The sequence below is a fragment of the Streptomyces reniochalinae genome, assembly GCF_003323735.1.
Taxonomy (GTDB): domain Bacteria; phylum Actinomycetota; class Actinomycetes; order Streptomycetales; family Streptomycetaceae; genus Streptomyces; species Streptomyces reniochalinae.
Map to the genome: position 1 here is coordinate 362,261 of NZ_QOIM01000042.1, position 11,784 is coordinate 374,044.

Consider the following 11,784-nt stretch of genomic DNA (forward strand, 5'->3'; position numbering starts at 1 on the left):
CGCTACCGTCCCGTGGCGCACTCCCCGCAGGTGCCGAAGATCTCGACCGTGTGGCCGACGTCGACGAAGCCGTGCTCGGCGGCCACCGAGGCGGCCCACTTCTCGACGGCGGGGCCCTCTACCTCGACGGCCTTGCCGCAGGCGCGGCAGACCAGGTGATGGTGGTGGTCGTCGCTGTGGCAGCGGCGGTAGACGGCCTCACCCTCGTCCGTGCGCAGCACGTCGACCTCGCCGGCGTCGGCGAGGGACTGGAGGGTGCGGTAGACCGTGGTGAGCCCCACCGAATCGCCCCGGTGCTTGAGCATGTCGTGCAGTTCCTGGGCGCTGCGGAACTCCTCGACCTCTGCGAGCGCGGCGGAGACGGCGGCGCGCTGCCGGGTCGACCGGCCGCGTACAGGGGGACCTGCGGTGGTCACGCTCTGGCTCCTTACGTTCGTCGGCTCCGGGGAGTCGCCGGGCGGGGGCTCCGATGCTGCACGGCGTTCGCGAGGACCCATTGTGCCAGGCGAACCCGGAGCGCGGGTATTACACCCTGGTAGGACGGTCCGTACCGGCCGCACTGTCGGTGCGCACACCGCCACGGGCGCCGGCGGCGGCCTCGCCGCCGTCCGCCTCCAGGGCGTCCTCTCCCTCCCCCCGGAAGTCCTCTCGGGAGTCCTTCCCGCCGGTGCCGCCGGGATGCGTGGCCCGGAAGCGCCGCCGGGCCAGCGGCGCGGCCAGCGCGGTGACGACGCCGAACAGGACGATGGCCAGGACGACGATGCTGGCCCCCGGCGGCACGTCGACGTAGTAGGAGGTCACCGTCCCCGAGAGGGTGACGACGACGCCGAAGCCGACCGAGAGCCCCAAAGTGGCCGCGAATCCCCGGGTGGCCTGCTGGGCGGCGGCCACCGGAATCACCATCAGCGCGCTGACCAGCAGCAGCCCGACGACCCGCATCGCCACGGTGACCGTCACCGCCGCCGTCACGGCCAGCAGCAGGTTCAGCAGCCGCACGGGCAGCCCGGTGACCCGCGCGAACTCCTCGTCCTGGCAGATCGCGAACAGCTGACGGCGCAGGCCGAGAGAGACGAGCAGCACGAAGACCGACAGGCCGACGATGGCGACGATGTCCTCGGCGGAGACGGTGGTGATGGAGCCGAACAGGTACGTGGTCAGGTTGGCGTTGGACCCGTTCGGGGCGAGGTTGATGATCATGACGCCGCCCGCCATGCCGCCGTAGAACAGCATGGCCAGCGCGATGTCGCCGCGGGCCTTGCCGTACCAGCGGATCAGCTCCATCGCGACGGCACCCAGCGACGAGACGAGTACGGCCATCCACACCGGGTTGCTGTTCAGCAGGAAGCCGAGCGCGACACCGGTCAGCGCGACGTGCCCGATGCCGTCGCCCATGATGGCCTGACGCCGCTGCACCAGGTAGATGCCCACGGCGGGCGCGGCGATGCCCACGAGCAGCGCGGCGAGCAGCGCGCGCTGCATGAAGGCGAAGTTCAGCATCTCGATCATGAGAGCAGCCCCGTCTCGATCTTCGGTGCGGCCTCGGCGGGTTCGGCGCCGTGCGGGTGGCAGGCCAGGTCGTGCAGCCGGTCGGGATCGTCCACCCGCTCGACCTGCCCGTCGCGCAGCACCACGGCCCGGTCGATGAGCGGGGCGAGCGGGCCCAGCTCGTGCAGCACCAGCAGCACGGAGGTGCCCTCCTCCACCTGCCGGCGCAGCGTGTCGGCCAGCGCCTCCTGGTTGCCGACGTCCACCCCCGCCAGCGGCTCGTCCATGATCAGCAGTTCGGGCTCGGCGGCCAGCGCGCGGGCGATCAGCACCCGCTGGTGCTGGCCGCCGGAGAGCGCGTCCACCGGGTCCTTGATCCGCTCGGCCATGCCCACCTGTTCGAGGGCGTGCCGCACGGCGGCCTTGTCCTCGCGGCCGAGCGGTCCGAAGCGGCGCCGGGCGAGCCGGCCGGCCGCCACGACCTCGCGCACGGTCGCCGGGACCCCGGCCGCAGCCGTGGAGCGCTGCGGTACGTAGCCGAGCCGCTGCCAGCGGCGGAAGCGGGCGAAGGGGGTGCCGAACAGCTCCAGCGTGCCGCCGGTGAGCGGCACCTGGCCGAGGACGGCGCGGATGGTGGTGGACTTGCCCGAGCCGTTGGCCCCCAGCAGCGCGACCGTCTCGCCGCGCGCCACCGTCAGGTCCACGCCGCGCAGCACGGGCCGCCCGCCCAGTGAGGCGGTCGCCCCGCGCAGTGCCACGGCGGGCGGGTCCTCGGCTACGGCCGGCCCGTCACGGCCCGCCGTCGGCTTCGTCGTCATGCCTTCCGTCCTCACTGCGCGCCGAGCGCGGTCTTGAGCGCGGTCAGGTTCTGGTGCATCACGGAGAAGTAGTCCTGCGTCTTCGGGTTCTTCACACTCTCCAGGGGGCTGAGCACCGCCGTCTTCAGGTTGAGGTCGCCGGCGAGGGTCTTGGCGGTCTTGTCGCTGGCGTTGTTCTCGAAGAAGACGGTGTCCACCTCGTCCTTCTTCGCGACGTCGTGCAGCTCCTTCATCCGGGCCGCGCTGGGCTCGGACTCGGGGTCGATCCCGGCCACGGCCTCCTCGTGCAGGCCGTACCGCTCGGCGAGGTAGCCGAAGGCGGCGTGGGTGGTGATGAAGGTGTCGGACTTCTTGCCCTTGAGGCCGTCCTTGAACTCCTTGTCCAGCTTCCCCAGCTTCTTGACGAGGGCTTCGGTGTTCTTCTCGTACTCGTCCTCGTGGTCGGGGTCGGCCTTCTGGAGCTGCTTGCCGACGCCCTCGGCGACCTCCGCGTAGCGGACGGGGTCGAGCCACACGTGCGGGTCGCCGCCGGTCTCGTCGCCGTGGTCGTGGCCCTCGTGTTCCCCGTGGCCGCCGTGGTCGTGGCCCTCCTCCCCGTGCACGTCGGTGCCGTGCTTCTCCAGGGTGGTGAAGGAGGCGGCCTCGGCGATGTTGTCCACGCCTGACTGCTCGACGGCCTCGTCCACGGCGGGCTGGAGCCCCTTGAGGTAGACGATCATGTCGGCCTCGCCGAGCTGCCCCGTCTGCTTGGGGCTCAGCTCCAGGTCGTGCGGCTCGGTGCCGGGCTGGGTGAGGTTGCGGACCTCGACGCGGTCCCCGCCGATCTGCTGCGCGAGGTAGGCCATCGGATAGAAGGAGGCCGCCACGTGCACCTTGCCGTCGTCCCCGGCCCCGCTGCCGCACGCGGCCAGGGTGAGGGAGCCGGCGCCGAGGGCGGTGAGAGCGGCGCTGGTGCGTATGAGGCGGGGGAGGCGAGGACCAGTGTTCATGACACTCATTTTCACGTGCAATGGAAACGATTGTCAACTAGAGCTTAGCGCTACGTGACCGACACGGAGGGCGACGAAGCGGCGCGGAAGGCGGGCCGCACGCGCCCGGGAAAGGCGGCCAACCGATTTGCTGAGTACCCCTCGCTCCCCAGTAATCTGAGGGTTCCGTCTCGCCGTCAATGAAGAGAGCACCGTGGCCGCCGACAAGATCGACACAATTGTCAGCCTCAGCAAGCGCCGTGGCTTCGTCTACCCGTGCAGTGAGATCTACGGCGGTCAGCGTGCCGCCTGGGACTACGGACCGCTGGGCGTGGAGCTCAAGGAGAACATCAAGCGCCAGTGGTGGCGCTCCATGGTCACCTCGCGCGACGACGTGGTGGGAATCGACTCGTCGGTGATCCTGGCCCCCGAGGTGTGGGAGGCATCGGGCCATGTCTCCACCTTCACCGATCCGCTCACCGAGTGCACCTCGTGCCACAAGCGGTTCCGTGCCGACCACCTGATCGAGGCATACGAGGCCAAGCACGGCCGCGAGCCCGAGAACGGCCTGGCCGACCTCAACTGCCCGCACTGCGGCAACAAGGGCGGCTTCACCGAGCCCAAGCAGTTCTCCGGCCTGCTCTCCACCCACCTCGGTCCCACCCAGGACTCCGGCTCGGTCACCTACCTGCGCCCCGAGACCGCGCAGGGCATCTTCACCAACTTCGCCGCCGTCCAGCAGACCTCGCGCAAGAAGCCGCCGTTCGGCATCGCGCAGACGGGCAAGTCGTTCCGCAACGAGATCACGCCGGGCAACTTCATCTTCCGCACCCGCGAGTTCGAGCAGATGGAGATGGAGTTCTTCGTCAGGCCGGGCGAGGACGAGGAGTGGCAGCAGTACTGGATGGACCAGCGCTGGGCCTGGTACCGCGACCTGGGCATCCGCGAGGAGAACATCCGCTGGTACGAGCACCCGAAGGAGAAGCTGTCCCACTACTCCAAGCGGACGGCCGACATCGAGTACCGCTTCCAGTTCGGCGGCAGCGAGTTCGGTGAGCTGGAGGGCATCGCCAACCGCACCGACTACGACCTGACGGCCCACTCCAAGGCGTCCGGGCACGACCTCTCGTACTTCGACCAGGAGGCGGGCGAGCGCTGGACGCCGTACGTCATCGAGCCGGCGGCCGGTGTCAACCGCGCCATGCTCGCCTTCATGCTCGACGCCTACATCGAGGACGAGGCGCCCAACGCCAAGGGCAAGATGGAGAAGCGCACCGTCATGCGCCTCGACCCGCGGCTGGCCCCGGTCAAGGTCGCGGTGCTGCCGCTGTCCCGCAACGAGAAGCTCTCGCCGAAGGCGCGCGGCCTCTCGGAGACGCTGCGCAGGAACTGGAACATCGAGTTCGACGACGCGGGCGCCATCGGCCGCCGCTACCGCCGTCAGGACGAGATCGGCACGCCGTTCTGCGTCACCGTCGACTTCGACACCCTCGACGACAACGCGGTCACGGTGCGTGAGCGCGACACGATGAAGCAGGAGCGGGTCTCCCTGGACCAGATCGAGGGCTACCTCGCGGCCCGCCTCCTGGGCTGCTGAGCGCCTTCGCCTGCGCTGAGTGCCTCCGCCTCCGCGCGGCAAGGGCCCGGCTCCTCCACCGAGGAGCCGGGCCCTTCGCCGTACGCGGCCTTCATGTCTCCTCGAGTCACCCGGCGGTACGGCGCAGCAGCAGGCACACGAAGCCGAAGCTGTCCCGGTAGTCGCGCAGCCACTCGTCCCGGTGTTCGGCTGCCGCGCGCAGCGCCTCCGCGCTGTCGGGGTGGTCGGGATGGTCCAGCGCCCAACGGGAGAGCGAGCCCGTCCAGTTCCACTCGTAGTCGTCCAACTCGTGGCGGGTGGACAGGTGGGCGTACGTGGGCGTCCAGCTGTCCGCGGTCACCGCGTCCACGGTGCCCGCCAGGTCCTGGTACTCGCCCAGCATCTCCCGCGCCCGCGCGCTCGGTTCACCCTCCCAGTAGGCGTCGCCCACCAGTACGGCTCCGCCGGGGGCCAGGTGCCGGGCGGCCGCGTCCAGGGTGGGCAGCAGGCCGCCGAACGCGTGTGTGGCGCCCACGCTGAGCACCACGTCGTAGGCGTGCGGTGCGGTGAACGTGTCGGCCTCGGCGCGGTGCAGCCTCAGCCGCTCGGCCACGCCCGCCTGTTCGGCCCGCTGCCGGGCCCGCTCCAGCGCCGGCGCGGAGACGTCGACGCCGGTCCCCGTCGCGCCGGGGTGCTGCTGGAGGGCGTGCAGCAGCCAGGCGGCCTCACCGCAGCCGAGGTCGAGCACACGCTCGTCACCCCGTACGAGGGCGCGCGCGAGCAGCCGGTGCACGGAGGAGTCGTCGAGCGGGGCGGCGACGGGGTGGTCGGCGTGGGCGAGAAGAGAGCGCGTCTGTCGGTCCATCCGGGCACTGTGGCAGACGGCCCCTCGCTCACTCCTGGTTTTCGGGCATTTCGGGGTCTCCTAAGTTCGCTGCGTTCTCCCGGTGTTCCGGGACCGCGCCGGACCCGGTGGTGTCCAGGTCGAAGTCGAAGGGCGGGGGCAGTCGAAGCTTCTCGCCTAACTTGGCCACGCCGCGCTCCGCGTATCCCTGCGGTGTCGGCTCCCAGAAGGCGGACGCCGTGTGTACCTGCATGTCGAGGACCAGGTACACGGTCACGCCCGCTCTGGCGTAGACGGGGAGCTTGTCCAGCCAGTCGGCGTTGCGGGTGGAACTGGAGGTCAATTCGGCGGCCAGAGTGAGGGCCTCGCCGTCGATGAAGCGCTCTACATCGAGGTAGTACCCCCGCGACCACGGAGACATGACGATGTTTCCCCCGATGATCTCCGCCCGGTAGCCGTCGGGTACCTCCATGGTCATGAGTGTCCGGAACAGCGCCTGGAAGCTGTCCTCGGGTACCTCGGGGGTCTCTGTGGCCGTCGGTCGATCGAGCATCACTGTCATGCTGCGCCTTCCCGCTACGGTGAGCTAGTCGCAACTCACCGTAGCGACGCGCTCGGACAATCGGAGCGCGTGCGGGGGGGGGAGGTCCCCCGAAGGGGTCACGCGTGGGAGGCCGCCGCCCGCAAGACCGCGTCCAGCAGGCCGGGGAAGAGGGCGTCGAGGTCCGCGCGGCGCAGGCAGTTGATCTTCGCGGTGCCGCGGTAGCACTGGTTGATGACGCCCGCCTCGCGCAGGACGCGGAAGTGGTGGGTCGAGGTCGACGTGGCGATGGGAAGCTCGACCTGCGAGCAGGTGGCGCCCTGGCCCTCGCCCTCTCCGTAGCCGTTCAGCGCGGTCACGATGCGCAGCCGCATGGGGTCGGCGAGCGCGTGCAGCACGGCGTCGAGGCGGATCTCCTCGCGGGCGGGGTGCGGGAGTTCGCGTACGGCTGTAGTCGTCGGCACAGGGTCATAGTACGGCAGGCATCGAAATTTGACAGCCTTCGTACTACGGTGGTTATCGTACTAGCGCCGAGGTTCCACGACCGATTGGAGAGCGCCGTGAGCGCACTGTTCGAGCCCCTCACTCTGCGGTCGGTGACCGTGCCCAACCGCGTCTGGATGGCGCCGATGTGCCAGTACTCCGCCGCCCCCGAGGGCCCGGACCAGGGTGCGCCCACCGACTGGCACCTCGCCCACCTCGGCGCCCGCGCCTCCGGCGGTCTGGGCCTGGCGCTGGTCGAGGCCACGGGCATCACCCCCGAGGGCCGGATCAGCCCCTACGACCTGGGCCTGTGGAACGACCGCCAGCAGGAGGCCTTCACCCGCGTCACCCGCTTCCTGGCCGAGCAGGGCACCGTCCCCGGCATCCAGCTCGCGCACGCCGGACGCAAGGCCTCCACCGAGCGCACCTGGGTGGAGCGCGGTGCGCCCCTCGCCCCGGGGGAGAACCACGGCTGGCAGCCGGTCGGCCCCAGTGCTCTCTCGTTCGACGAGCGGCACTCCACGCCCACCGAGCTGTCCAGGGACGAGATCGCCACGCTGGTGCGGCAGTTCGCCGACAGCGCCCGCCGCGCGCACGCGGCCGGCTTCCAGGTCGTCGAGATCCACGGCGCCCACGGCTACCTGATCAACGAATTTCTCTCCCCGTTCACCAACCGCCGCACCGACGAGTACGGCGGCACCTTCGAGGGCCGTACCCGCTTCGCGCTGGAGGTCGTGGACGCCGTCCGCGCCGTGTGGCCCGAGGAGCTGCCGCTGTTCTTCCGCGTCTCCGCCACCGACTGGCTGAGCGAGAACACCGAGGACGGCCGCGAGGGCTGGACCGGCGAGGACACCGTGCGGCTCGCCAAGGAGTTGCTGGCCCGCGGCGTGGACCTGCTCGACACCTCCACGGGCGGCAACGCGCCCGACGCGCGGATCGAGGCCGTGCCCGGCTACCAGGTCCCGTTCGCCGAGCGGGTCAGGCAGGAGACCGGCCTGCCCGTGGGCGCCGTCGGTCTGATCACCGAGCCGCGCCAGGCCGAGGAGATCATCGCCTCGGGCCAGGCCGACGCCGTACTGCTCGGGCGCGAGCTGCTGCGCCGCCCGTACTGGGCGAACGAGGCCGCCGTCGAACTGGGTGCCGAGCCGCGCCGCCCCGTGCAGTACCACCGGGCGTGAGCCCACGGCGCCGCTCCACCGTGGCGTGCTGCACGGTGGCGCCTCACCGTGGAGCTTCGCCGTGGCGCTCTCGGGCGGCGGCCTACCGCCGGGCCGCCGCCTGAACGGTCAGGGCGAGCAGCGTGGCGATCGTCCCCTCGCCCACACCGCCGGGCATGGGCGTGGGGGACGTCAGTTCAGCTGCCGTACGAAGGCGACGAGGAACAGGGCACCGGCCAGGCAGCCCAGCCACACCGTCGGCAGCACCCAGCCGCCACGGCGCTCGCCCCGCAGGGGGGCCGTCACCCGGCGGTGCAGCCCCGCGAGGCCGTAGAGCAGGGCCGTCGCCGCGACGGCGATCGGGCAGCTCACCGCGGCGTGCGCGAGCCACGCGCCGGCCCTGCTGGGGCCGCCCCAGGACGTGTCGTAGGGCCCGTCGTCGACGAACCCGTACAGCACCCCGCGGGCGACGAACAGCACCAGCAGCCCGACGAGCATCAGCGCGAGGACACCGAGCAGCGCGGTGAGGACGGCGTGCACCACGAGCCGGGCCGTCCCGGGGCGCGGGCCGCCGCCGGGCTCCGCCCGCGCCCGCAGCAGCCGCAGCGCGCTTGCGGCGCGCCCCGAGAGCGCGGCGACGAGAGCGAGCAGGCCGACGGGCAGCAGCACGGCCGCCTGTCCCACCCCGCGTCCCGACCGCCGTATGAAGGACTCCCGCACTGCCGGCACCGGCGAGGACGGGACGGAATTTCCCGCAACGTTCATGGGCGGGACGCTAGAGCGGCGCCCACGCCCCTCACGACACACCACGGAGCCATCCCGCCCCCGTACCCCGGTAGGGGGCGGGATGGCTCCCCGGGGTGGGTCGGCGGCCGGCGTGCCCGGTGCGCGGGTTACCGTCCGCTGATGCACATCCTCAGCGTGAACGTCGGCCCGCCACGCAGGGTGGAGTACACCGACGCGCCCTCGGGCGCCACCGGCATCGGCAAGAGCCCCGTGGACGCGCCCGTCCGGGTGGCCGCGCCGTCGGAGTCCGGCGCGGGGGCCGGTGGCGTGAGCGGCGACGCGGTCTGTGACCTGCGGTACCACGGTGGCGACGACAGGGCCGTCTACGCGTTCGCCCGCGAGGACCTCGACGCCTGGCAGCGGGAGCTGGGCTGCGTCCTTCCGCACGGCGCGTTCGGGGAGAACCTCACCACCACCGGCGCCGACCTGCGCGAGACCCTGGTCGGCGAACGCTGGCGGGTCGGCCCCGAACTGGTGCTGGAGGCCACCGGCAGCCGCATCCCGTGCCGCACCTTCGCGGGCTGGGTGGCCGAACAGGGCTGGACGACCGCCAAGGGCTGGCTGCGCCGCTTCACCCTGGCGGGCTCGCCCGGCGCCATGTTCCGCGTCGTCCACCCCGGCACCCTGCGGGCGGGCGACGAGGTGGAGGTCCTCCACCGGCCCGGCCACCGGGTGACGGTCGGCGGCCTCTTCCGCGCCGTGACGACCGAGCGCGAGCGGCTCCCCGACGTCCTGGCCGCCGCCGCGTGGATGGAACGGGAGCAGCGGGAGATCGCCGAGAAGTACGCCGCCAAGTACGCCACCGACTGACCGGTCCGCCCGCGCGTGGGCCGGCTACAGGCGCTGCGTGCCCCACAGTGCCATCGGAAGACGGTCCGCCCGCGCGTGGGCCGGCTCGGGCCGCGCTCCGCCCACGCCGCCCCTCCCGGGCGCACTCGCGCCCCCCCACGGCGCGTCACCGCGTTCCGCGCGCTGCCCGCACTCCCGCCGCCGCCAGGGCCACAAGACCGCAGGACCGGACCGCGAACACCGCGGCCGGCGCCCCGCGCGTTCCCCGGTGCGGCAGCAGTGCCAGGAACACCCAGGAACAGGGAGCCCAGCGTGGCCACGCCCACCGCCGGGCCGGACTGCTGTGCCGTCGCGGCCAGGCCGCCGCCCGCTCCGGCGCGCGAGGCGGGGGCGTCCCCGGATGGGGGACAATGGGGAGTCGCCCCGCCCGCCCCGTCACCCGAAGGACCGCCGCCGCATGACCCGGACCGCCACGCAGCCGCTGCACATCGGACCGCACGCCGTCTGGCCGCCCGTCGTGCTGGCGCCGATGGCGGGGATCACCAACGCGCCGTTCCGTACCCTGTGCCGGGAGTTCTCGGGGGACCGGGGCCTGTTCGTCAGCGAGATGATCACCACGCGGGCGCTGGTGGAGCGCAACGAGAAGACGATGCAGCTCGTGCACTTCGACGCGAGCGAGAAGCCGCGCTCCATCCAGCTGTACGGCGTGGATCCGGTGACCGTCGGCAAGGCGGTGCGGATGATCGCCGACGAGGACCTGGCCGATCACATCGACCTCAACTTCGGCTGCCCCGTGCCCAAGGTCACCCGCAAGGGCGGCGGCTCGGCGCTGCCGTACAAGCGGCCGCTGCTGCGCGCCATCCTGCACGAGGCCGTCGGCAACGCGGGCGGCCTCCCGGTGACCATGAAGATGCGCAAGGGCATCGACGACGACCACCTCACCTGCCTCGACGCGGGACGTATCGCCGTCGAGGAGGGCATCACCGCCATCGCTCTGCACGGCCGCACTGCGGCACAGCACTACGGAGGCACCGCCGACTGGGACGCCATCGCGCGCCTCAAGGAAACGGTTCCGGAGATTCCGGTGCTGGGCAACGGCGACATCTGGTCCGCCGACGACGCCGTGCGGATGATGCGTCGGACCGGCTGCGACGGTGTCGTCGTGGGCCGCGGCTGCCTGGGGCGGCCGTGGCTGTTCGCCGATCTGGTGGCCGCGCTCGCGGGGGAGGGCGAGGCCGGGTACGCGCGGCCCACCCTGCGCGAGGTCGCCGAGGTGATGGTGCGGCACGCGCGGCTGCTGGGGGAGTGGCTGGGGGACGAGGGGCGCGGCGTCATCGACTTCCGCAAGCACGTCGCCTGGTACACCAAGGGCTTCTCCGTGGGCTCCGGGCTGCGCCGGAGGCTCGCGGTCGCGGGCTCGCTGGACGAGCTGCGCGGCCTGCTCGACGAGTTGGACCTCTCCCAGGAGTGGCCCCAGGGGGCCGACGGGCCCCGCGGCCGCACCCACTCGCGCAACAAGGTCGTCCTGCCCGACGGCTGGCTGGACGACCCCTACGCATACGGCACGGGCGTCGGCGCGGACGCCGAACTGGCCACCTCCGGCGGCTGACCGCCCCTTTCCCGGCACGCACGCGCCGCGCGGGGCGTGCCCCCGCGCGGGCTTACCGCCGCCCGGCCTGCGTGCGCAGGGCTGCCGCCTCCAGGCGCGCCGCGTACCCGTCGAGTCGTGCCTCCGCGAAGGTGTCGGCTTCCCAGTCGGCGGGGCGGATCTCGGACGGGCTCGCCCAGACGTACGCCCAGGCCCGGCGGGGTGCCGCCCGGCCGGTGCGGTCGGGCCCAGCGCTGCTGCCGGTTCGACCGGCCCCGTCGGCTTCGTCGCCCCGGTCGAGAACGAGGGTGCGCAACTCGTACGCGTCGTCCTCGAAGTCGTCCAGTACGCGCCACTCGTGCGCCGTCAGCCCGGTCAGCAGCAGGCCGTGCGCGGTCCGTCCGGGGGCCGGGACGAGGCCGGGATACGGCCTGTTCCGCAGCGCCGCGGTGCGCCAGCCGGAGGCCGTGGCGCCGGCGGCGGGCGGAACCTGTCCGAGAAGTGCCGTCAGTATCCGGCGGAAGCGCAGGGTGCCGTAGACGAAGAGGGCGTCGGCGCCGGTGTCGACGGGGCTGAGGCGGGGGCGTCGGGTGCTGTTCGGAGGGGTCATGCGGGGCACCGTACGGTGGCACGGAGACTGTCCGCATGGTGAGACGTTCACTCGAATGGCCGCGTGATTCGCGCCACCTTGATAAGGGTGCCGCTCATATGAGCGATGTGAACGCGCTCAAATGAGTGGTGTATGTCTC

Annotated in this window: 13 protein-coding genes; 4 read left to right on the forward strand and 9 right to left on the reverse strand. The window is 72.1% G+C overall.

Going from position 1 to position 11,784, the window contains the following annotated elements:
• Positions 1 to 2: 2 nt before the first annotated feature.
• The 4 genes from DQ392_RS26960 to DQ392_RS26975 all read right to left on the reverse strand — a co-directional run bounded on the left by DQ392_RS26960 (position 3) and on the right by DQ392_RS26975 (position 3,292).
• Positions 3 to 416, reverse strand: a complete 414-nt coding sequence (locus DQ392_RS26960; protein ID WP_114018303.1) for a Fur family transcriptional regulator — start codon at positions 414 to 416, stop codon at positions 3 to 5.
• A gap of 109 nt (positions 417 to 525) precedes the next feature.
• On the reverse strand, positions 526 to 1,506 hold the full coding sequence (locus DQ392_RS26965; RefSeq protein ID WP_245982022.1) for a metal ABC transporter permease: 981 nt from the start codon (positions 1,504 to 1,506) through the stop codon (positions 526 to 528).
• Positions 1,503 to 2,303, reverse strand: a complete 801-nt coding sequence (locus tag DQ392_RS26970) for a metal ABC transporter ATP-binding protein (protein ID WP_114018304.1) — start codon at positions 2,301 to 2,303, stop codon at positions 1,503 to 1,505. The genes DQ392_RS26965 and DQ392_RS26970 overlap by 4 nt, the downstream gene beginning before the upstream one ends.
• Before the next feature lie 11 nt (positions 2,304 to 2,314).
• The gene (locus DQ392_RS26975; protein WP_114018305.1) at positions 2,315 to 3,292 is read right to left on the reverse strand and encodes a metal ABC transporter substrate-binding protein; all 978 of its coding nucleotides are present in this window, start codon (positions 3,290 to 3,292) and stop codon (positions 2,315 to 2,317) included.
• Positions 3,293 to 3,485: 193 nt separating this feature from the next.
• Here DQ392_RS26975 and DQ392_RS26980 point away from each other — a divergent pair, with 193 nt between their 5' ends.
• Positions 3,486 to 4,868, forward strand: coding sequence for a glycine--tRNA ligase (locus DQ392_RS26980; protein WP_114018306.1), 1,383 nt, complete (start codon positions 3,486 to 3,488; stop codon positions 4,866 to 4,868).
• 106 nt (positions 4,869 to 4,974) lie between these two features.
• Here the strand turns inward: DQ392_RS26980 and DQ392_RS26985 are convergent, their stop codons facing one another.
• The 3 genes from DQ392_RS26985 to DQ392_RS26995 all read right to left on the reverse strand — a co-directional run bounded on the left by DQ392_RS26985 (position 4,975) and on the right by DQ392_RS26995 (position 6,696).
• The gene (locus tag DQ392_RS26985; protein ID WP_114018307.1) at positions 4,975 to 5,712 is read right to left on the reverse strand and encodes an SAM-dependent methyltransferase; all 738 of its coding nucleotides are present in this window, start codon (positions 5,710 to 5,712) and stop codon (positions 4,975 to 4,977) included.
• Positions 5,713 to 5,740: 28 nt separating this feature from the next.
• On the reverse strand, positions 5,741 to 6,244 hold the full coding sequence (locus DQ392_RS26990; RefSeq protein ID WP_342774978.1) for a Uma2 family endonuclease: 504 nt from the start codon (positions 6,242 to 6,244) through the stop codon (positions 5,741 to 5,743).
• A 107-nt stretch (positions 6,245 to 6,351) separates the two neighbouring features.
• A complete protein-coding gene (locus DQ392_RS26995; protein WP_114018309.1) occupies positions 6,352 to 6,696 on the reverse strand; it encodes an ArsR/SmtB family transcription factor in 345 nt (114 codons plus the stop codon).
• Between the two features lie 96 nt (positions 6,697 to 6,792).
• On the opposite strand from DQ392_RS26995, the gene DQ392_RS27000 reads away from it, so the two are divergent.
• Entirely contained in the window at positions 6,793 to 7,893 is a 1,101-nt protein-coding gene (locus DQ392_RS27000) for an NADH:flavin oxidoreductase/NADH oxidase (protein ID WP_114018310.1), read from the forward strand.
• Positions 7,894 to 8,064: 171 nt separating this feature from the next.
• Here DQ392_RS27000 and DQ392_RS27005 read toward each other — a convergent pair whose 3' ends face one another.
• Positions 8,065 to 8,637: a hypothetical protein gene (locus tag DQ392_RS27005; RefSeq protein ID WP_147266576.1), complete on the reverse strand. Its 573-nt coding sequence runs from the start codon at positions 8,635 to 8,637 to the stop codon at positions 8,065 to 8,067.
• A gap of 141 nt (positions 8,638 to 8,778) precedes the next feature.
• Here DQ392_RS27005 and DQ392_RS27010 point away from each other — a divergent pair, with 141 nt between their 5' ends.
• Together DQ392_RS27010 and dusB are read left to right on the forward strand one after the other, a co-directional pair.
• Entirely contained in the window at positions 8,779 to 9,468 is a 690-nt protein-coding gene (locus DQ392_RS27010) for an MOSC domain-containing protein (protein ID WP_114018312.1), read from the forward strand.
• Positions 9,469 to 9,904: 436 nt separating this feature from the next.
• Positions 9,905 to 11,056 carry a tRNA dihydrouridine synthase DusB gene (dusB, locus tag DQ392_RS27015; protein ID WP_114018313.1) on the forward strand — a complete coding sequence of 384 codons (1,152 nt, stop codon included), beginning with the start codon at positions 9,905 to 9,907 and terminating at the stop codon, positions 11,054 to 11,056.
• Positions 11,057 to 11,108: 52 nt separating this feature from the next.
• Here the strand turns inward: dusB and DQ392_RS27020 are convergent, their stop codons facing one another.
• Positions 11,109 to 11,645 (reverse strand): gamma-glutamylcyclotransferase family protein, encoded by a 537-nt coding sequence (locus DQ392_RS27020; protein ID WP_114018314.1) that lies wholly within the window; start codon positions 11,643 to 11,645, stop codon positions 11,109 to 11,111.
• Between the last annotated feature and the right edge of the window lie 139 nt (positions 11,646 to 11,784).

What these genes read in the sequence shown, in the direction of transcription:
- DQ392_RS26985 (WP_114018307.1), bottom strand. Translation starts at nt 5,712, where the DNA reads ATGGACCGACAGACGCGCTCTCTTCTCGCCCACGCCGACCACCCCGTC.
- DQ392_RS26990 (WP_342774978.1), bottom strand. Translation starts at nt 6,244, where the DNA reads ATGCTCGATCGACCGACGGCCACAGAGACCCCCGAGGTACCCGAGGAC.
- DQ392_RS26965 (WP_245982022.1), bottom strand. Translation starts at nt 1,506, where the DNA reads ATGATCGAGATGCTGAACTTCGCCTTCATGCAGCGCGCGCTGCTCGCC.
- DQ392_RS27010 (WP_114018312.1), top strand. Translation starts at nt 8,779, where the DNA reads ATGCACATCCTCAGCGTGAACGTCGGCCCGCCACGCAGGGTGGAGTAC.
- dusB (WP_114018313.1), top strand. Translation starts at nt 9,905, where the DNA reads ATGACCCGGACCGCCACGCAGCCGCTGCACATCGGACCGCACGCCGTC.
- DQ392_RS27020 (WP_114018314.1), bottom strand. Translation starts at nt 11,645, where the DNA reads ATGACCCCTCCGAACAGCACCCGACGCCCCCGCCTCAGCCCCGTCGAC.
- DQ392_RS26970 (WP_114018304.1), bottom strand. Translation starts at nt 2,303, where the DNA reads ATGACGACGAAGCCGACGGCGGGCCGTGACGGGCCGGCCGTAGCCGAG.
- DQ392_RS27005 (WP_147266576.1), bottom strand. Translation starts at nt 8,637, where the DNA reads ATGAACGTTGCGGGAAATTCCGTCCCGTCCTCGCCGGTGCCGGCAGTG.
- DQ392_RS26975 (WP_114018305.1), bottom strand. Translation starts at nt 3,292, where the DNA reads ATGAACACTGGTCCTCGCCTCCCCCGCCTCATACGCACCAGCGCCGCT.